This window comes from Microbacterium sp. TPD7012 (genome assembly GCF_003075395.1).
Taxonomy (GTDB): Bacteria; Actinomycetota; Actinomycetes; order Actinomycetales; family Microbacteriaceae; genus Microbacterium.
The window spans coordinates 20,459-38,402 of sequence record NZ_QDFV01000006.1 but is presented as its reverse complement, the minus strand read 5'-3'; the positions used below and the strand labels follow the sequence as shown (position 1 = coordinate 38,402).

Here is a 17,944-nt window from a genome sequence, read left to right as displayed (position 1 = left end):
CTACGGCTCAGAACCCTCGGGCGACCGACGCTCCGGCGGCCAGCCAGGCGCGCTGCGTGCGCTTCGCGAGCGCGCCGTAACGCAGGTGCCCGTCGACCATCTCGTGGTCGAACGGGATGCTGACGACATCGCGGGCCAGCGACTGGTAGCCGCTCACGACGTGCTCGACCTCGGTCGGGGTCGCCTTGGGGTCGGCTTGGGAGACCACGACGACCGAGCTCCTCGCGAGCCGTGCGGAGCGCTCGTCGCGATCCTCGAGAGCCTCGAGGAGCAGTGCGCCGGCCTCGGCGTGATCGGCGCGCGTCGTCGTCGCGACCACCAGCTGGTCGGCATGATCGATCATGCGCAGCCACATGGGGTCGGATTCGTCGTTGCCCGAGTCGATGATGATGAGCCGGTAGAACTTCGCGGCGACCGCGTGGATCGCGTCCACGTCGGCGGGGCTCAGACGGTTCTCATGCGCGAGCCGGATCGGCTTCGAGCGCAGCACGTCGTACTTCTCCCGCGGCTGGTGGTGCATGAAGTGCGCGAGGTCGGCGGACTGGGCGCCGGTTCCGAGCAGCCGCCCGACGTCGGGGAGCAGCTCGAGCAGTGTGCGGTCGTGCGGTCCCGTGTCGGTCCGCCAGCCGAGAGTGCCCCGGGTCTGATTGTTGTCCCAGGCCAGCACGCCCGCGCCGCCGTACCGTGCGAACACGGCGGAGAGCAGGATCGTCGTCGGGGTCTTGCCGGCGCCGCCCTTGCCGTTCACGACGGCGATCGTGCGGGGGCCCGGCCAGTGCTGGCTCACGGCGAGCTCGTCGTCGCGTGCCGACTGCTCCTGGGCGGAGGGGCGCACGCGGAAGCCGATCCGGTTCAGGACACCGCGCGCTCCATCGCGTGCCGGCTCCTCCGGACGCTCCGTCTGCAGGAAGGAGTTCCGCTCGCGCAGCTCGCGACGGGATGCCGGCTCGACGGCGGCAGGCGCACCAGGCGTCGGAGCGAAGACAGGGTGCGGGGTGGCCGGGGGCACGGCGAAGGCGGGTGGCGGACCGGCGGGTGCGGGTGAGACAGGGGTGGAGGAGACGGGCGACGACGCGACGACCGGAGGCGCGGCAGGTGCCGACGGGGCGACCGCAGGTGATGACGGCGGAGGCGGCGCGGATGCCGGGACCGCCGGCTGCTCGGGCGCGGATGCCGCACGCGACGGACTCGCAGGAGGGGGCGCGGCCGCGGCCGGCCTCGGCACGGTGTCCTCGGGGAACTGGTCGTCGCGGTCCTCCGCCATCCGCACTTCGCGGGCCTCGGCTCGCGTGCGCCGATAAGGCGGCTGCGGCGCGGACGCGGTCGTCGGCAGCGGCGGCACCGGGGGGACGTCCGCGGGGAAGAGTGGGACCGACTCGACGAGCGGCGGCTGGTCCCCGTGCGCGGGCGGGGCCGCGGAGGGTGTGGCGTCTTCGTGCGGTCCGGACATGATCCCTCAGCCTAGCTCCTGCATTTCGCGTGCATTTCTCGCGCATTTGGAGGCCGCCCACGGGAGCGGTACCCTCAGTTCTCGTGCGTCCGAGACGGGTGTGCCGGACCACGGATCTGATATTCCGAGCTTAGGAACCCATGAACGACTTCGCGCAGTCCCCCTCGCTCACGCTCCTCCCCGCGGTCGATGTCGCCGGCGGCAAGGCCGTTCGTCTGACACAGGGCGAGGCCGGCACGGAGACGAGCTACGGCGACCCTCTGGACGCGGCAGGGGAGTGGGTGTCGCAGGGTGCGCAGTGGATCCACCTCGTCGATCTCGACGCGGCCTTCGGTCGTGGCAGCAACGCGCCGATCCTCCGCAAGGTCATCAAGCAGTTCAAGCAGGTCAACGTCGAGCTGTCCGGCGGCATCCGCGACGATGCGACCCTGGAGGCGGCCCTGGAGAGCGGTGCGACCCGCATCAACCTCGGCACCGCCGCGCTGGAGAACCCGGAGTGGGCCGCCGACGTGATCGGCCGCTACGGCGAGGCGATCGCGGTCGGCCTGGACGTGCGTGGCACGACGCTCGCCGCCCGCGGCTGGACGAAGGAGGGCGGTGACCTCTGGGAGGTGCTCGACCGCCTCGAGGATGCCGGATGCAGCCGCTACGTCGTCACCGATGTGACCAAGGACGGCACGCTGCGCGGCCCGAACCTGGAGCTGCTGCGCGAGGTCGCCTCGCGCACTCCCAAGCCCGTCGTCGCCTCGGGCGGCATCTCGAACCTCGATGACATCGCCGCGCTCCGCGAGCTCGTGCCGCTCGGCATCGAAGGCGCGATCGTCGGCAAGGCGCTGTATGCCGGGGCGTTCACGCTGGCTGAGGCGCTGGATGTCGCAGGGGACTGACGACGCCTGCGGGCACGGCGACGGCGCCGCCCACGCGGAGAACCGTGCCGACTCCGCCGGCGTGCCCTGGGAAGGGCGCAGCTTCGAGCCGAATCCGCACACTGCCGACGACGGCTCCGCGGACCCAGCCCTGCTCGACGCCCTGCTGCGCTTCCGCGCCGGAGACGGGTCGCAGGTCGAGGTCGTCGACGCGTTCCGCTCCGCACGCGTCCTGATCCCCTTGGTCGCCGAGAAGGGCGACGAGGGCGTCGGCCCCACTGGCCTCACGGTCGACAAGACCCAAGAGCTCTCGATCGTCACGGTCGCAGCCCCCGACGGTCGCCGGGTGCAGCCGGTCTTCTCCTCGGTCGAGTCGATGCAGCGCTGGGATGCCGCGGCGCGTCCGATCCCCGTGGAGGCCACGAGAGCCGCTCTCGCGGCATCCGCGGATGACACCGACCTCATCGTGCTCGATCCGACATCCGACACCGAGTTCGTCATCCGTCGACCCGCGGTGTGGGCGATCGCGCAAGGGCACGCGTGGGAGCCGAGCTTCCTCTCGCCCGAGGTGTTCGGCGCCCTCCAGGCGAGTGTGGCGCACGAACTCGCCGTGATCGACGTCGCGGTCGCCGCCGGCGATCCCGACGCGCGCCTGCGCGGACCGGAGCTGATCGTCATCCTCGAGCTCGTCGACGGCATGGAGCGCGAGGTGCTCGACGCGGTCCTCGCACGTCTCGCGCAGCGCTGGGCATCCGACGACCGCATCGCCGTGCTCGCCGACTCGCTCACGGTGAAGCTCCGCCGCAGCGTCTGATCAGGTTCGTTAGGGTGGCCGCATGCGCAGAGCGGCGACCACGATCCTGACGGCAGCGCTTCTGCTTCCGGCTCTGACCGGCTGTGCGATGAACGCCTGCCCGGCGATCGGCTACGTCAGCGTCCTGACGGTGGATGCCGGCGCCTACGGTGACGACGTCTGGGTGCAGCTGTGCGTGCCCGGCGGCTGTTCCGTCGGCCCCGACGGCCAGGAGACTCCGTCCACCGATCCGACCGTCCCGTTCGTGGGGGAGGAGCCCGGCGAGTTCCTCTTCCTGGCCGTTCCCGACGCCGTCACCGCGCACGTCTTCGCCGCCGACGGCACTCTCCTCGCCGAGAACGAGCACGACATCACCTGGACTCACTCCACCGCCCAGTGCGGCGGCCCCTCGACGACCCCGCCCCTCGTCCTGGAACCCTGACCCCGCGAAGGCGCACGTACTTCCCCGTCGCCCTCAACGAATCCGCGTCAGTGCTCCGAGACCTGCGGGATCGCTGCGCCTGCCCCGCAGATTCTGCCTACCCCACCACGAGAACTAGTTGACCGGCCCCGTCCACTTCTCCCCGGGCCCCTTGCCGATCGGGTCGGGGATGGAGGAGGCCTCGCGGAAGGCGAGCTGGAGGGAGCGAAGCCCGTCGCGCAGGGAGCGCGCGTGCATGTCGCTGATCTCGGGGGCGCCGGCGGTGATGAGCCCGGCGAGGGCGTTGATGAGCTTGCGGGCCTCGTCGAGGTCGAGCTGTGCGGCCGCGTCGGGGTCATCGGCGAGGCCGAGCTTCACGGCTGCCGCGCTCATGAGGTGCACGGCCGCGGTGGTGATCACCTCGACGGCCGGGACGTCCGCGATGTCCCGGGTGGCGGATGACGCTGCCTCCTCCTGTCGTGCCCAGCGCTCTTCGCGCTCGCGTGCAGCCTCGTCCGGTGCCTGGTTCGTCACTTCGCCTTGCCTTCTGTTAGACTTTGGCGGGCTCCGGAGCGTCATGCTCCGGTACGAAAGAGGATTCACTTCCCACCCGCGCTTGCCGTTCAAGGCTACCGGGTCCAGCACTCCGCCGGCTCCGATCGTGAGATCGAGCCGGTAGCAGGGTGCGAGCCGGCGTCTGAATGCCGGTGGGTGGGGGACGATTCCGAATTCGCCTGTGACGCATCCAGCGTCGCGGTGGCCGAATCACATCGTCTAAGGAGCACCTATCAGCGATCCCCGCACCAATGAGCGCATCCGCGTCCCCGAGGTCCGCCTCGTCGGCCCCGCGGGTGAGCAGATCGGCGTCGTCCGCATCGAGGCGGCGCTGCGCCTTGCGCAGGAAGCCGACCTCGATCTCGTCGAGGTCGCGCCCAACTCGAAGCCGCCCGTGGTCAAGATCATGGACTACGGCAAGTTCAAGTACGAGGCCGCGCAGAAGGCGAAGGAAGCTCGTCGCAACCAGGCGAACACGATCCTCAAGGAAGTCCGCTTCCGTCTGAAGATCGAAGCTCACGACTACACGACCAAGCTCAAGCGCGCCGAGGGCTTCCTCAAGGCCGGTGACAAGGTCAAGGCCATGATCCTGTTCCGCGGTCGTGAGCAGTCGCGCCCCGAGCAGGGTGTCCGTCTCCTCCGCAAGTTCGCCGAGGACGTCGCCGAACTCGGCACGGTCGAGTCGAACCCGACGATCGACGGTCGCAACATGGTCATGGTGGTCGCACCGCTGAAGAACAAGTCCGAGGCCAAGGCGGAGCAGAACGCCGTCCGCGACGCGCAGCGCGCCGCGAACAAGCAGGCCTCGCGCGAAGCCAAGAGCGAGTCGGAAGCTCCGGCTGCCGCTCCGGCGGAGTGACATCCGCCCCCAGAACTCCCGCACCGCGGGTTGACACCGTCGCCTGAGAAGGCGCCATACGAAGGAAGAGAAGATGCCGAAGCAGAAGACCCACTCGGGTGCTAAGAAGCGCTTCAAGATCACCGGCAGCGGCAAGCTGAAGAAGCAGCAGGCCGGGATGCGCCACAACCTCGAGCACAAGTCGAGCCGTCGCACCCGTCGTCTGAACCAGGACCAGGTGCTCTCGAAGGCTGACACCAAGGTCGCGAAGAAGCTTCTCGGCCGCTGACGCGCCGAACGCACGAATAGGAACCCAGGAAAATGGCAAGAGTCAAGCGGGCAGTAAACGCCCACAAGAAGCGCCGCGTCATCCTCGAGCGCGCGTCCGGATACCGTGGACAGCGTTCGCGCCTGTACCGGAAGGCCAAGGAGCAGGTCATCCACTCCCTGGTCTACTCGTACCGGGACCGTCGCAAGCGTAAGGGCGACTTCCGTCGTCTCTGGATCCAGCGCATCAACGCTGCGGCACGCCAGAACGGCATCACGTACAACCGCTTCATCCAGGGCCTCGGCCTCGCGGGTGTCACGGTCGACCGTCGCATGCTCGCCGAACTCGCGGTCAACGACGCAGCGACGTTCACGACGCTGGTCGAGACGGCGAAGAAGGCTCTGCCCTCCGACGTCAACGCACCGAAGTCGGCTGCGTAAGCACCTCTTCAGACAGGGCGCTCTCCTTCGGGAGGGCGCCCTTCGTCGTTCTCGGATGCGGTGCCGACGCGGATTCGCGTGATGGCGATGTCGATGACGGATGCCGCGGCGACGGCCGCCGCGTAGACGACGATGTCCCGTGCGTCGAAGCCGGATCCGAGGACGAGTTCGATCGGCGGGAACACCGACGCCGCTTCGCGCGGGAGCGCGGTGAGCTGCAGCAGTTCGACGGCGGTGCACACCGCGAACGCGAAGGCCGCGACCAGCGGACGAGGCGCCCGCGGTGCGACGAGGGCTGTGAGCAGGTAGATGAGCACGGCGTAGAGGGCGTCGCCGGAGATGTCGCCGACCGTTCCGCCGACGCTGCGATGGATGAACAGTCCGAGACCGATCGTCGTCGCGGCGAGGACGGCGAGTGCGATCCGCCGGCGGGCACGGGTCGCCGGGGGATCGTTCGCCATGGACGCACCTTATCCCGATGGTGCGGGAAGCGGCCGTGCGCCTCCTAGACTGTGATCGTGCTGGAGAACCCCCGCTCCCCCCGAGTCCGCGCCGTGGCGAAGCTGACCAAACGCAGTGCTCGCACCGAGACGGGCCTGTTCCTTCTCGAAGGTCCGCAGGCCGTCCGTGAAGCGCTCACCTACCGTCCCGAGGCGATCGTCGAGCTCTTCGCGACCCCGAACGGCTGGGAGAAGCATCCCGACATCCGCGCGAAGGCCGGAGAGGCCGACGTCGACGTCGAGTACGTGACGGAATACGTGCTCAACGCCATGGCAGACACGGTCACCCCGCAGGGCCTCGTCGCGGTCGTCCAGCAGACGCCGACGTCGGTGCGCGACATCTTCGCCGCGTCCCCTCGTCTGGTCGCGATCTGCGAGGAGGTGCGGGATCCCGGGAACCTCGGCACGATCATCCGCGCCGCGGATGCCGCGGGTGCGGATGCCGTCGTGCTGACCGGACGCACTGTCGATCCGTACAACCCGAAGGTCGTCCGCGCCACGACCGGATCGCTCTTCCACCTGCCGGTCTCGGTGGCGGGAGACCTCGCCGATGTGGTGAAGCGCGCGCATGACGCGGGTCTGCGCATCCTGGCCGCCGACGTGAAGGGCGATGACCTGCTCGAGGCGCGAGCGCAGGGCCTCCTGGCCGAGCCCACGGGCTGGCTGTTCGGCAACGAGGCCCGTGGTCTGGAAGACGACGCTCTCGCCCTCGCGGACCGGGTCCTCAAGCTGCCCATCTTCGGCCGCGCCGAATCGCTGAACCTCGCGACCGCCGCCAGCGTGTGCCTCTACGAGAGCGCCTTCGCCCAGCGGGCTTCGTCGCCGGGCTGACGCGGTGGGCTGATGCGGGATCGCGGGGAGCAGAGTCGATGCGGATTCTGATCGTGGAGGACGACGAGCGGGTCGCTGCTGCGCTCGAGGCGTTCCTGGCGCGCTCCGGCTACGCCACCGTCCGCGCGTCCGACGGCGCCGCGGCGCTCGACCTGCTCGGCGTCGACACCGAGGTCGTGCTGCTCGACCTCGGTCTGCCGGACGTCGACGGGATCGACCTGTGCCGTCGCATCCGGGGCAGGTCGGATGTGCCGATCGTGATCGTCACGGCCCGCAATCAGGTCACCGAACGCATCAAGGGGCTCCGCGCCGGAGCCGACGACTTCGTCGTGAAGCCGTATGACGTGCACGAGCTCCTGGCGCGGATCGAGGCGGTGACGCGGCGCTCACGACCGATGCGCGCCGAGTCGGAGGCACGGGTGCTGCTCGACGGGGGCGACGTGCAGATCGACCTCGTGGCCCGTCAGGTGCTCGTCGAGGGCGGTCCGATCGACCTCACCCGCAAGGAGTTCGACATCGTGGCCGTGCTCGCGCGGTATCCCGGCGTTGCCGTGCCGAAGGAGCGTCTGATCCGCGAGGTGTGGAACACCGACTGGCGGGGCTTCGGGCACTCGCTGGAGGTCCACGTCGGCGCGATCCGCCGGAAGACCGGGGACCGTCGCCTCATCGAGACGGTGCGCGGCGTCGGCTACCGGCTCGCGGGGTCCTGAGCGATGCGCCGACGCCTGGTCATCGTGTTCCTCGTGCCCCTGGTCGCGATCCTGCTCACGCTCGGCGGTGCCGCCGGGTGGGGTGCAGCGCGCAGCATCCAGCAGGCGTTCTATGCCGAGCAGCTCGGCGACCTCGGCTACTTCGTCACGAGCGCCCGCCAGTCGCTCCGCTCCGGCAGCTCCGCGGTGGTCGACGCCGAGGTCCTGAGGTTCCAGGAGGTCTACGGCATCGACGTGATGGTGTTCGACCTCGCCGGCAGCGTGTGGGCGGGGGAGCACGACGGAGCGGTGCTCTCCGACGCTGACGCGGAGCGCGTGCGGCTGGCGCTGTCGGGTCGACGGGCCGAGCCGCCGGGGACGGTCTTCCCGTGGGTCGTCGCCGACGCGGCGCTCGTCGAGCCCGTGTTCGACGACGGCGATGTCATCGGAGCGGTGCTGGTGTCGGCCGACGTCGCCGCGCCGCGCGCCGCGATCCTGCAGCAGGCCATCGTGTTGTCGGTGATCGCCGTGGCGCTGATCGGACTGGGTGTGCTCCTGGTCTTCCGACTCGCCCGCTGGGTGCTCTCGCCGGTGCGCCGCCTCGACGAGGCGATGGTGGCGATCGAGCGCGGGGAGATGGACACCCGCGTCGCCGAGGACACCGGCCCGCCGGAGCTGCGGCGCATGACGAGGGTGTTCAACGGCATGGCCGATGAGATCGAGCGGGTGATGACGCGGCAGCAGGAGTTCGCGCTGAACGCCTCGCACGAGCTGCGCAATCCGCTGAACGCCCTGCTCCTGCGCGTCGAGCATCTCGCCACCGGTCTCGGCGCCGAGTGGCGGGACGACGTCGAGGAGACCAGGGAGGAGGGGCGCAGGATGGTCCGCATCCTCGAGACCCTGCTCGGTCTCGCTCGAGGAGGGCGCAGCGATTCGACGATCTCCGCGGTCGACCTCGCGACGCTGGCCGCCCGACGGACCGAGGCGTGGCGCGATGTCGCCGGTCAGCGCGGCATCGCGCTGCAGAGGGCCGGACAGAGCTCGGTGATGAGCGTCACCGACCGGACGATCGTGGAGAGCGCGCTGGATGCGGTCATCGACAACGCGGTGAAGTTCTCGCCGTCCGGCTCCACGGTCGAGATCGGCGCGGGACGCGAGGGCGAGATGTGCCGGATCACGGTGCGCGACCAGGGGCCGGGGCTGACCGAGGAGCAGGCGGCATCGGCGGCCGACAGGTTCTGGCGCAGCGACGACAGCCGGAGCGTGCCCGGCTCGGGCCTCGGGCTCGCGATCGCGACCGACCTGCTGGCCTCGGTCGGCGGCGAGCTGGCCGTCACGTCGACCGAGGGGGACGGACTGACCGTCTCCCTTCTGATCCGCGACGGAGCGGCCTCATGATCCCGCGCCGCCGCCGTGCCGTCGCCGTTCTCGCCGTGCTCGCGCTGCTCGGAGGGTTGACCGGCTGCACGTCGCGGGCAAGCGAATGGACGGGCGAGGAGTACGCGATCGCGGGCGGCGGGTCGACAGGTGTCTACTTCGACTACGGCGGACACCTCGCCGCGGAGCTTTCACAGTCCCTGGACATCCGGATGTCGGTCGACGAGACCGCCGGATCCGTCGACAACCTCCTGCGCGTGAGCGCGGGAGAGGCGCTGATCGGCTTCGCGCAGGGAGACGCGGCAGCCGACGCCGTGGCTGGAGCAGGGGCGTTCCCCGAACCTCTGGACATCGAGGCCGTCGCCCGGCTGTACGACGAGTACCTGCACGTGGTCGTGCGCGGGGACTCCGAGATCGAGGGGATCGCCGATCTGGCCGGGCGGGACGTCTCCCTGGGGGCGGAGAACTCCGGGGTCAACGTCATCGCGGGGCGGGTCCTGGATGCCGCGGGCGTCGCAGCGGCATCCGTCCGCAACCCGCAGCTCGACCTGAGCGGATCGATCGAGGCGATGGAGAACGGAGAGATCGACGGCTTCTTCTGGGTGGGTGGGCTGCCGACCCCCGGAATCGCGGAGCTGTCCGAGCGGATGCCGGTGCGCCTGCTCCCGATCGAGCAGGACTGGGTCATCGAGGTGAACGAGCAGTACTCGCACGCGTACCGCCCGGCGGACGTCCCGGAGGGCATGTACGGCCTCGAGGAGGGGGCGCCCACCATGGCGGTGCCCAACTATCTCGTCACCTCGGCCGCCACTCCGGACGGCATCGTCCGCGACGTGCTGTCCGGTCTCTTCGACGCGCGTCCGCGGATCGCGGAGCAGGTTCCGGCGGCGGCGCTGCTCGATCGGCGTCAGGCGATCTTCACCGGTCCCGTCGCGCTGCATCCCGGGGCCGTCGAGTACTATCGCGACCTGCGCGACTGAGCCGTCGAGCGAGTCTCAAGAAATCCTCAAGAACTCTGACAGAGGATCGGCGCTCTGCCAATCTGAGGTCGATCGTGCACGATCGACGGTCCCGCTGCTCGCAGTCGTCGGGCGGGAGCGCAGCGGCAGGACCCGATCCACGGCCCGCGGGGGCGGGCCGTGGATCACCCGCGCAGAGACGCCGGGTGGGCACGGTCCCGTGTCACGAACGTGTAAATACTGTCCCGGTGCCTGGAGCCCCGCGAACGACCTGGCTAGCTTGGAGAAATGATGACCTCTGATACACCCCTCGTCGTGGTCGACAACGTCCAGAAGCACTACGGCGACTTCCAGGCGCTGACCGACATCGATCTGACCGTCGACTCGGGTGAGGTCGTCGTGGTGATCGGCCCGTCCGGCTCCGGCAAGTCGACGCTGTGCCGCACGATCAACCGTCTCGAGACGATCACCAGCGGCAGCATCAGCATCGACGGCAAGGCGCTCCCCGCCGAGGGCAAGGGGCTCGCGCACCTCCGCGCCGACGTCGGCATGGTGTTCCAGTCGTTCAACCTCTTCGCCCACCTCACGATCCTCGAGAACATCACACTCGGTCCGATCAAGGTCCGCGGGCTGAAGAAGGCGGATGCCGAGAAGGAGGCCATGGCCCTCCTCGAGCGCGTGGGCGTGGCCCAGCAGGCGTCCAAACTCCCTGCGCAGCTCTCCGGCGGTCAGCAGCAGCGCGTGGCCATCGCCCGAGCGCTGGCGATGCACCCGAAGGTCATGCTCTTCGACGAGCCCACCAGCGCGCTCGACCCCGAGATGATCAACGAGGTCCTCGACGTGATGGTCGAGCTCGCCCAGGAGGGCATGACGATGATCGTCGTGACCCACGAGATGGGCTTCGCGCGGAAGGCCGCCGACCGCGTGGTCTTCATGGCCGACGGCCGGATCGTGGAGGAGGCGACTCCGGAGGAGTTCTTCACGAACCCGAAGAGCGATCGCGCCAAGGACTTCCTCTCGAAGCTCCTCACCCACTGAGCTTCTGCACCAGAAACCACCACAGACCCTGCACACACAGCAACTGAAGGAGACGCACATGCGACGCACACGGACACTGGCAGGCATCGGAATCGCGGCGGTGGCCCTGCTGGCGCTCACGGCCTGCAACAGCGGCAGCCCGTCCGACCCCGGCGCCGGCACCGGCGAAGAGGGCGGCGAGGAGTCGACCTGGTTCGAGGTCGCCACCGATGTCGAGCTCGAGGGCAGCCCGACGTTCGACGCCATCAAGGAGCGCGACAAGGTCGTCATCGGCGTCAAGGAGGACCAGCCCGGTCTCGGCTACCTCGATGTGACGACGAACGAGCGCACCGGCTTCGACGTCGACATCGCCCGCTGGATCGCCGCCTCCCTCGGCTACGACGAGGACAAGATCGAGTTCAAGCCGATCGCCTCCGCCAACCGCGAGCAGGCGCTCGTGAACGGCGACGTCGACTACTACGTCGGCACGTACTCGATCACCGACAAGCGCAAGGAGCAGATCGCCTTCGCCGGTCCGTACTTCATCACCGGTCAGGGCCTGCTGGTCGCGGCCGACAACGAGGACATCAAGAGCGAAGCCGACCTGTCGGCCGACACCACGGTGTGCTCGGCGACCGGCTCGACGCCGATCCAGAACATCCGGACCAACTTCCCGGAGGTCCCCACCAAGGAGTTCGACCTGTACTCGGCCTGCGTCGAGGCGCTGCTCTCCGGTGAGGTCCAGGCGGTCACGACCGACCAGGCCATCCTCATCGGCTACGCGGCTCAGGACCCCGACAACCTGAAGGTCGTCGGCGAGCCCTTCACCGAGGAGCGCTACGGCGTCGGCCTGGCCAAGGACGACGCGGCTCTCCAGGAGCACATCAACACGCTGTTCACCGACGGCGGTGACATCTGGCAGGCGATCTTCGACAAGAACCTCGGTTCGTCGGGCATCGAAGTCTCCCAGCCCACCGTCGACTGATCGGCTCGAGGGGGCGGCCGTCCGCGGCCGCCCCCTCCTCGGAACCGGAAGGGGAGGGCGGCGTGGACGTCATCTTCGGAAACCTCGATCTCTGGGGAACAGCGGTGCGCAACACGCTGCTGATCTTCTTCGGCGGCGGTGTGCTCGCACTCGTCCTCGGGATCATCGTCGGAGCGGCGCGCGTCGCGCCCGTGCCGATCGCCCGCGCTGTCGGCACGGTGTACGTGAACCTCATCCGCAACACCCCGCTGACCCTCGTCTTCTTCTTCTTCATCTTCGGCTACCCCCAGCTCGGGCTGCCGAAGCTGAGCACCACGGTGCTCGGCATCCTCGCGATCGGCATCTACACGGCGACGTACGTCGCCGAGGTGATCCGCGCGGGCATCAACACCGTTCCGGTCGGCCAGGCCGAAGCAGCTCGCGCCATCGGCCTGCCGTTCGGCCAGGTGATGTCGCTCGTCATCCTGCCGCAGGCCTTCCGCTCGGTCGTCCCGCCCATGATGAGCGTCTTCATCGCTCTCCTGAAGAACACCACGGTCGCCGCCGGATTCTCGGTGGTCGAACTCGGAGCCATCCGCTCCTACCTCAGCGAGCGCGGGGAGAACGCGCTCGTCGTGCTGCTCTGGGTCGCCCTCATCTTCGTCGCCCTGGTCATGCTGCTCAGCTGGCTTCAGCGCTATCTCGAGAACAAGTGGAGGATCGCGCGATGACTTCCGTCCTGTACGACGTCCCCGGTCCCCGGGCGATCCTGCGGAACCGCCTGATCGGTGTCGGCACCGTCGTGGTGGTGCTCGCGCTGCTCGCCTTCATCGGCTACCGCTTCTACGAGAGCGGCCAGTTCGACGCCTCACGCTGGTACGTGTTCACGTTCAGCGCCGTCTGGACGCAGATCTTCGGAGCCCTGGGCCGCACCCTCGCCGCCTTCGCGCTGGCCGGCATCCTCGCGATCATCCTCGGTTTCGTCCTGGCGATCGGTCGGCTCTCCGACCACGCCTGGATCCGCGTCCCGGTGACCGTCGTCACCGAGTTCTTCCGCGCGGTTCCGGTGCTCGTCTTCATGATGCTGCTCTACTACGGCCTGCCCGTGCTCGGCATCAAGATGGAGCCGTACTGGGCTGTGGTCCTCGCGCTCATGGTCTACAACGGCTCCGTGCTGGCCGAGGTCCTCCGCGCCGGTGTGGAATCGCTGCCGCGCGGTCAGAGCGAGGCCGGCTACGCGATCGGCCTGCGCAAGAGCGGCGTCATGCGGCTGATCCTCATGCCGCAGGCGATCAGGGCGATGCTCCCGGTCATCGTCGCCCAGCTGGTCGTGACCCTCAAGGACACGGCGCTCGGGTTCATCATCACCTACCCCGAGCTGCTCTACTTCGCGAAGCAGCTCACGTCTCAGCAGGGCCGACCGGTCCTGCAGTCGGCCTTCGTGATCGGCGGCATCTACATCATCATGTGCCTGATCCTCTCCGGCGTCGCGAAGTGGCTGGAGATCCGCACTCGTCGTTCGCCGCGGCTGCAGGGCGGCACGCCGGTGGGCGGCGGGGACGATCCGCGTCTCCACGGCGGAGGCACGGACACCGAGCTCATCGCCATGCAGGGCGGCGCGGGTAGATTCCACCCCGGCAACAGCTCAGGCGGCGTCTGAGCCCGAAGGCGTGCACGAGACGTCCCGTCTGGCAGGCTTGACCTCGTGCACGTCGAACCGGTCCCGACTCATCCTCCTGCGAGCAGCCGGACCCTCTCGGAGTGGTTGGATCCGGAACTCGCTGAGCGATACGGCGTCGAGTCGCGCACCCGGTTGCGTGAGATCGCCGCGGCGCGGGCGATGCGCCGCGGCATGTGGGGGGCCTTCGTGTCGCTCGGCGCATCGTCGACGATCGTCGGGATCGGCATTCTCGCCCTCGGCGTGGCGCCGTCCGCATCGGTGCCGTGGGTGATCGCCGGCGTCCTCGTCGTCGCCGCCGCCGCGCTGTTCCTGCGGCGCGAACGCGACTGGATCCCGAGACCGGGGAAGTCCTACACGACTCGTGGTGCGGGGGACCTGCGCGGCGGTGCCATCGCCGCGCTGAGCATCTTCCTCGTCTTCAACGTCTTCCTCGTCCCTGCGATGATGTCGGGCGCCGATCCGATGCCGCTCCTCGTGCTCGACGGTGCCTTCGCCCTGCTGCTCGTCTCCGGGTTCGTCGTCCCGGCCGCGATCCTCGGCCGGGGGAGGGCGACGCTGCGTCGGCAGGCGCTCCGCGACCCGCGACTCGCGGCCGCGCTGGAGGCCGAGCGCCTCACCTGGATCGCCGGCACAGCGGTGCCGATGTTCGGCCCGCTCTGACAGCGCCACCGGTGAGAGACCGCCGCGCGACCCCCGGTAGACTCGTCTCTCGTGTCTGAGTCTCCTGAAATCACCCCGGAAGCGGTCGAAGCAGCCGTCGCGGCGGCGCTTGCCGCGATCGCCGCAGCCGCCGACACCGCCGAGCTGAAGGCCGCCCGCGCGGCCCATGTGGCGGAGGGCTCGCCGCTCGCCGTCCTCAACGCCTCGATGCGCCAGGTCGCCCCCGAGAACAAGGCCGCGTTCGGCAAGCTCGTCGGCCAGGGCCGCGGTCAGGTGACGCAGGCCCTCGCGGCCAAGGAGTCCGAGCTCGCGGCCGCCGAGGTCGCCGCGCGCCTCGAGGCGGAGCGGGTCGACATCACCGCCGTCCCCTCGCGCACGCGTGTCGGCGCACGGCATCCGCTCACGCTGCTCCAGGACCAGGTCTCCGACATCTTCGTCGGCATGGGGTGGGAGATCGCGGAGGGCCCGGAGCTCGAGCACGAGTGGTTCAACTTCGATGCCCTGAACTTCGACGTGGACCACCCCGCCCGTCAGGAGCAGGACACCTTCTACGTCGACCCGACCTCGCGTCACCTCGTCATGCGCACGCACACGAGCCCGGTGCAGGTGCGATCGATGCTCGACCGCGAGGTGCCGATCTACGTGCTGTGCCCCGGCCGGGTCTACCGCACCGACGAGTTCGACGCCACGCACCTGCCGGTGTTCACGCAGTTCGAGGGTCTCGTGATCGACAAGGGCATCACGATGGCGCACCTCAAGGGCACGCTCGACCACTTCGCGAAGCAGCTCTTCGGGCCCGAGGCCAAGATGCGCTTCCGCACCAACTACTTCCCCTTCACCGAGCCGTCCGCCGAGCTCGACCTGTGGCACCCGACCTTCAAGGGCGGCGCGCGCTGGATCGAGTGGGGCGGCTGTGGCATGGTCAACCCGAACGTGCTGCGTGCGGCGGGGATCGACCCCGAGGTGTACAGCGGCTTCGCGTTCGGCATGGGCATCGAGCGGGGACTGATGTTCCGCAGCGATGTGCAGGACATGCGCGACATGGCCGAGGGTGATGTCCGTTTCAGCGAGCAGTACGGGATGGTGGTGTGATGCGCGTCCCGCTTTCGTGGTTGCGTGAGTACGTCGATCTGGCAGCGGATGCCACGCCCGAGGATGTCCTCGCGGCGCTGGTGACCGTCGGCTTCGAAGAGGAGGACGTGCACCGGTTCGAGATCTCGGGCCCCGTCGTCGTCGGACAGGTCGTCTCGCTCGAGGCCGAGCCGCAGTCGAACGGCAAGACGATCAACTGGTGCCAGGTCGACGTGGGCGAGGCGCAGGGCGGCGTCCGTGGGATCGTCTGCGGCGCGCACAACTTCGTCGCCGGCGACAAGGTCGTGGTCACGCTTCCCGGTGCCGTGCTGCCCGGTCCGTTCCCGATCGCGGCGCGCAAGACCTACGGCCATGTCTCGGACGGGATGATCGCCTCGGCGCGCGAACTCGGACTGGGCGACGAGCACAACGGCATCGTGGTGCTCTCGGATCTCGGCATCGACGCACCCGTCGGCACCGACGCGATCGCGCTGCTCGGACTCGACGACGTCGCCGTCGAGATCAACGTCACGCCCGACCGCGGCTACGCGTTCTCGCTGCGCGGCGTGGCTCGCGAGTACTCGCACGCGACCGGTGCGGACTTCCGCGACCCGGCCGAGCGCGACTTCGCCGAGCTCCAGCCCGGCGCCGGACACACGGCCGTCGTCGACGACCAGGCGCCGGTGCGCGGCCGCGTCGGTGCGAGCGAGTTCGTCACGCGCGTCGTGCGCGGCGTCGATCCTTCGCGTCCGACACCGCCGTGGATGATCGCGCGGCTCAGCCTCGCGGGCATGCGCTCGCTCGGCGTGCTGATCGACATCACCAACTACGTGATGCTCGAGCTCGGGCAGCCGCTGCACGGCTATGACCTCGACAAGCTCGCCGGAGGCATCACCGTCCGCCGCGCGACGCCGGGGGAGAAGATGAAGACCCTCGACGGCGTCGAGCGCGCCCTGCACGTCGAAGACCTCCTCATCACCGACGACTCCGGTCCGATCGGCCTCGCCGGCGTCATGGGCGGCGGCACGACCGAGATGAGCGAGACCACGCGCAACGTGCTCATCGAGGCCGCGATCTTCGACCCGACGACCATCGCGCGCTCGGCCCGCCGTCACAAGCTGCCCAGCGAGGCGTCCAAGCGCTTCGAGCGCGGCGTCGACCCGCTCGTCCCGTTCGTAGCGGCCCGCCGCGTCGCCGACCTCATGGTCGATCTCGCCGGTGGCACGCTCACGGAAGAGGGCGGCGCGCTGTTCACCGAGGTCTTCGTCTCGGAGATCGAGCTTCCCGCCGGTTTCGTGCAGGGCCTGATCGGCGTCGACTACACGGATGCCGAGATCACCGGCGCGTTGACCACGATCGGCGCGGAAGTGTCCCCTTCGACGGGCTCAGGGACCGAGGGGGCCGGCTGGACGGTCATCCCGCCCACCTGGCGGCCCGACCTCACCGACAAGTGGACGCTCGCCGAGGAAGTGGCCCGCATCCACGGACTCGACCGCATCCCGTCGGTGCTGCCCACGCCGCCGTCGGGTCGCGGACTCACGGCTCACCAGCAGGGCCGGCGTCGCGTGGCCGACGCGCTGGCCGCCGCCGGTCTCGTCGAGACGCCGGCATTCCCGTTCACGACCGAAGCGCAGAACGACCTCCACGGGTCGGCATCGGGGGAGCACCTCCCGAGCATCCGCCTGGCGAACGCGCTCGACGGCCAGGCGCCGTACCTGCGCCGTTCCCTCATCCCCGGCCTGCTGCAGACCGCGCACCGCAACATCGCGCGCGGGCTCACCGACCTGGCGATCTTCGAGACCGGTGTCGTGTTCCTCCCCGAGCCCGGTGTGGAGTACGGCACCGACGACGTGCCGCCGCTGGGTGCCCGTCCGTCCGATGAGAAGCTCGCAGAGCTGAACGCCTCGATCCCTCCGCAGCATCGGCACGTCGCGGCCCTCCTGACCGGCAACGTCTCACCGCGTCAGCCAGGACGGGCCGCCGAGCTCGCCGGACTCGCCGAGGCGCTGGACGCGGTGCGCGTGATCGCCGCCGCTGCGGGCGTCGACATCGACGTCGTCCAGTCCGAGCGCGCGGCGCTGCATCCGGGTCGCACGGGCGCTCTCCGCGTCGGCGGAGAGGACGTCGGCTACGTGGGTGAGCTGCATCCCGCCGTGGCGGAGGACGCTGACCTGCCCGGTCGTGCGACCGTGCTCGAACTCGACCTCGATCGCGTCCTCGCGCTCGCGGGCGGACGCATCGTCGCGGAGTCGCTCTCGACCTTCACCGCTGCCACGCAGGACGTCTCGCTCACCGTCGCCGCGGATGTTCCCGCCGGCGACGTTCGCGCGGCGCTGGTCGAGGGAGCGGGCGCCCTGCTCGAATCGGTGCGACTCGTCGACGACTACCGCGGTGAGGGCGTGCCCGAGGGATCGAAGAGTCTGACCTTCGCGCTGCGCTTCCGCGCCGACGACCGCACGCTCACCGCGGCCGAGGCCACCGAGGCCAAGCTCGCGGGAGTCGCGGTCGCCGCCGAGCGCTTCGGCGCCGCGCTGCGCGACTGAGCGCAGGTTCCGCCGGACGGT

Annotated in this window: 20 protein-coding genes; 17 read left to right on the top strand and 3 right to left on the bottom strand. The window is 69.6% G+C overall.

Going from position 1 to position 17,944, the window contains the following annotated elements:
- Window positions 1-7 precede the first annotated feature (7 nt).
- Window positions 8-1,450: an AAA family ATPase gene (locus DC434_RS16155; RefSeq protein WP_243408974.1), complete on the bottom strand. Its 1,443-nt coding sequence runs from the start codon at window positions 1,448-1,450 to the stop codon at window positions 8-10.
- 140 nt (window positions 1,451-1,590) lie between these two features.
- Here DC434_RS16155 and priA point away from each other — a divergent pair, with 140 nt between their 5' ends.
- The 3 genes from priA to DC434_RS16140 are packed head-to-tail and all read left to right on the top strand — an operon-like array spanning window position 1,591 to window position 3,551.
- Window positions 1,591-2,337, top strand: coding sequence for a bifunctional 1-(5-phosphoribosyl)-5-((5-phosphoribosylamino)methylideneamino)imidazole-4-carboxamide isomerase/phosphoribosylanthranilate isomerase PriA (gene priA / locus DC434_RS16150; RefSeq protein ID WP_116636343.1), 747 nt, complete (start codon window positions 1,591-1,593; stop codon window positions 2,335-2,337).
- Window positions 2,321-3,130, top strand: a complete 810-nt coding sequence (locus tag DC434_RS16145) for an SseB family protein (RefSeq protein ID WP_116636342.1) — start codon at window positions 2,321-2,323, stop codon at window positions 3,128-3,130. The genes priA and DC434_RS16145 overlap by 17 nt, the downstream gene beginning before the upstream one ends.
- Window positions 3,131-3,152: 22 nt before the next feature.
- A complete protein-coding gene (locus DC434_RS16140) occupies window positions 3,153-3,551 on the top strand; it encodes a hypothetical protein (RefSeq protein WP_116636341.1) in 399 nt (132 codons plus the stop codon).
- Window positions 3,552-3,665: 114 nt separating this feature from the next.
- On the opposite strand, the gene DC434_RS16135 is transcribed toward DC434_RS16140, so the two are convergent.
- On the bottom strand, window positions 3,666-4,064 hold the full coding sequence (locus tag DC434_RS16135) for a DUF1844 domain-containing protein (RefSeq protein WP_116636340.1): 399 nt from the start codon (window positions 4,062-4,064) through the stop codon (window positions 3,666-3,668).
- A 253-nt stretch (window positions 4,065-4,317) separates the two neighbouring features.
- Here DC434_RS16135 and infC point away from each other — a divergent pair, with 253 nt between their 5' ends.
- The 3 genes from infC (at window position 4,318) to rplT (ending at window position 5,631) form a co-directional block, all read left to right on the top strand.
- Window positions 4,318-4,944 (top strand): translation initiation factor IF-3, encoded by a 627-nt coding sequence (gene infC / locus DC434_RS16130; RefSeq protein WP_116636339.1) that lies wholly within the window; start codon window positions 4,318-4,320, stop codon window positions 4,942-4,944.
- A 73-nt stretch (window positions 4,945-5,017) separates the two neighbouring features.
- Window positions 5,018-5,212 carry a 50S ribosomal protein L35 gene (rpmI, locus tag DC434_RS16125; RefSeq protein ID WP_017828564.1) on the top strand — a complete coding sequence of 65 codons (195 nt, stop codon included), beginning with the start codon at window positions 5,018-5,020 and terminating at the stop codon, window positions 5,210-5,212.
- A gap of 32 nt (window positions 5,213-5,244) precedes the next feature.
- On the top strand, window positions 5,245-5,631 hold the full coding sequence (gene rplT / locus DC434_RS16120) for a 50S ribosomal protein L20 (protein WP_116636338.1): 387 nt from the start codon (window positions 5,245-5,247) through the stop codon (window positions 5,629-5,631).
- Between the two features lie 8 nt (window positions 5,632-5,639).
- On the opposite strand, the gene DC434_RS16115 is transcribed toward rplT, so the two are convergent.
- Window positions 5,640-6,092, bottom strand: coding sequence for a DUF2809 domain-containing protein (locus DC434_RS16115; RefSeq protein WP_116636337.1), 453 nt, complete (start codon window positions 6,090-6,092; stop codon window positions 5,640-5,642).
- Between the two features lie 57 nt (window positions 6,093-6,149).
- On the opposite strand from DC434_RS16115, the gene DC434_RS16110 reads away from it, so the two are divergent.
- The 11 genes from DC434_RS16110 to pheT all read left to right on the top strand — a co-directional run bounded on the left by DC434_RS16110 (window position 6,150) and on the right by pheT (window position 17,923).
- Window positions 6,150-6,962 (top strand): RNA methyltransferase, encoded by an 813-nt coding sequence (locus tag DC434_RS16110; RefSeq protein WP_116636475.1) that lies wholly within the window; start codon window positions 6,150-6,152, stop codon window positions 6,960-6,962.
- Between the two features lie 38 nt (window positions 6,963-7,000).
- Window positions 7,001-7,672 (top strand): response regulator transcription factor, encoded by a 672-nt coding sequence (locus DC434_RS16105; protein WP_116636336.1) that lies wholly within the window; start codon window positions 7,001-7,003, stop codon window positions 7,670-7,672.
- A 3-nt stretch (window positions 7,673-7,675) separates the two neighbouring features.
- Window positions 7,676-9,049 carry a HAMP domain-containing sensor histidine kinase gene (locus DC434_RS16100; protein WP_116636335.1) on the top strand — a complete coding sequence of 458 codons (1,374 nt, stop codon included), beginning with the start codon at window positions 7,676-7,678 and terminating at the stop codon, window positions 9,047-9,049.
- Entirely contained in the window at window positions 9,046-10,008 is a 963-nt protein-coding gene (locus DC434_RS16095) for a TAXI family TRAP transporter solute-binding subunit (RefSeq protein WP_116636334.1), read from the top strand. The genes DC434_RS16100 and DC434_RS16095 overlap by 4 nt, the downstream gene beginning before the upstream one ends.
- A 270-nt stretch (window positions 10,009-10,278) precedes the next feature.
- Window positions 10,279-11,025: an amino acid ABC transporter ATP-binding protein gene (locus DC434_RS16090; protein ID WP_116636474.1), complete on the top strand. Its 747-nt coding sequence runs from the start codon at window positions 10,279-10,281 to the stop codon at window positions 11,023-11,025.
- Window positions 11,026-11,083: 58 nt separating this feature from the next.
- Window positions 11,084-11,989, top strand: coding sequence for a glutamate ABC transporter substrate-binding protein (locus DC434_RS16085; RefSeq protein WP_116636333.1), 906 nt, complete (start codon window positions 11,084-11,086; stop codon window positions 11,987-11,989).
- A 62-nt stretch (window positions 11,990-12,051) separates the two neighbouring features.
- On the top strand, window positions 12,052-12,699 hold the full coding sequence (locus tag DC434_RS16080) for an amino acid ABC transporter permease (RefSeq protein ID WP_116636332.1): 648 nt from the start codon (window positions 12,052-12,054) through the stop codon (window positions 12,697-12,699).
- Window positions 12,696-13,628, top strand: coding sequence for an amino acid ABC transporter permease (locus DC434_RS16075; protein ID WP_116636331.1), 933 nt, complete (start codon window positions 12,696-12,698; stop codon window positions 13,626-13,628). Before DC434_RS16080 ends, DC434_RS16075 begins: the two co-directional genes overlap by 4 nt.
- A gap of 105 nt (window positions 13,629-13,733) precedes the next feature.
- Complete coding sequence (locus DC434_RS16070; protein ID WP_116636330.1) at window positions 13,734-14,309, top strand: hypothetical protein; 576 nt, start codon at window positions 13,734-13,736, stop codon at window positions 14,307-14,309.
- A gap of 51 nt (window positions 14,310-14,360) precedes the next feature.
- Complete coding sequence (gene pheS / locus DC434_RS16065; RefSeq protein WP_116636329.1) at window positions 14,361-15,401, top strand: phenylalanine--tRNA ligase subunit alpha; 1,041 nt, start codon at window positions 14,361-14,363, stop codon at window positions 15,399-15,401.
- On the top strand, window positions 15,401-17,923 hold the full coding sequence (pheT, locus tag DC434_RS16060) for a phenylalanine--tRNA ligase subunit beta (protein WP_116636328.1): 2,523 nt from the start codon (window positions 15,401-15,403) through the stop codon (window positions 17,921-17,923). Before pheS ends, pheT begins: the two co-directional genes overlap by 1 nt.
- Window positions 17,924-17,944 lie beyond the last annotated feature (21 nt).

Coding starts and splice junctions, on each gene's coding strand:
- DC434_RS16155 (WP_243408974.1), bottom strand. CDS start 1,450: ATGTCCGGACCGCACGAAGACGCCACACCCTCCGCGGCCCCGCCCGCG.
- priA (WP_116636343.1), top strand. CDS start 1,591: ATGAACGACTTCGCGCAGTCCCCCTCGCTCACGCTCCTCCCCGCGGTC.
- DC434_RS16145 (WP_116636342.1), top strand. CDS start 2,321: ATGTCGCAGGGGACTGACGACGCCTGCGGGCACGGCGACGGCGCCGCC.
- DC434_RS16140 (WP_116636341.1), top strand. CDS start 3,153: ATGCGCAGAGCGGCGACCACGATCCTGACGGCAGCGCTTCTGCTTCCG.
- rpmI (WP_017828564.1), top strand. CDS start 5,018: ATGCCGAAGCAGAAGACCCACTCGGGTGCTAAGAAGCGCTTCAAGATC.
- rplT (WP_116636338.1), top strand. CDS start 5,245: ATGGCAAGAGTCAAGCGGGCAGTAAACGCCCACAAGAAGCGCCGCGTC.
- DC434_RS16115 (WP_116636337.1), bottom strand. CDS start 6,092: ATGGCGAACGATCCCCCGGCGACCCGTGCCCGCCGGCGGATCGCACTC.
- DC434_RS16105 (WP_116636336.1), top strand. CDS start 7,001: ATGCGGATTCTGATCGTGGAGGACGACGAGCGGGTCGCTGCTGCGCTC.
- DC434_RS16100 (WP_116636335.1), top strand. CDS start 7,676: ATGCGCCGACGCCTGGTCATCGTGTTCCTCGTGCCCCTGGTCGCGATC.
- DC434_RS16095 (WP_116636334.1), top strand. CDS start 9,046: ATGATCCCGCGCCGCCGCCGTGCCGTCGCCGTTCTCGCCGTGCTCGCG.
- DC434_RS16090 (WP_116636474.1), top strand. CDS start 10,279: ATGACCTCTGATACACCCCTCGTCGTGGTCGACAACGTCCAGAAGCAC.
- DC434_RS16085 (WP_116636333.1), top strand. CDS start 11,084: ATGCGACGCACACGGACACTGGCAGGCATCGGAATCGCGGCGGTGGCC.
- DC434_RS16075 (WP_116636331.1), top strand. CDS start 12,696: ATGACTTCCGTCCTGTACGACGTCCCCGGTCCCCGGGCGATCCTGCGG.
- pheT (WP_116636328.1), top strand. CDS start 15,401: ATGCGCGTCCCGCTTTCGTGGTTGCGTGAGTACGTCGATCTGGCAGCG.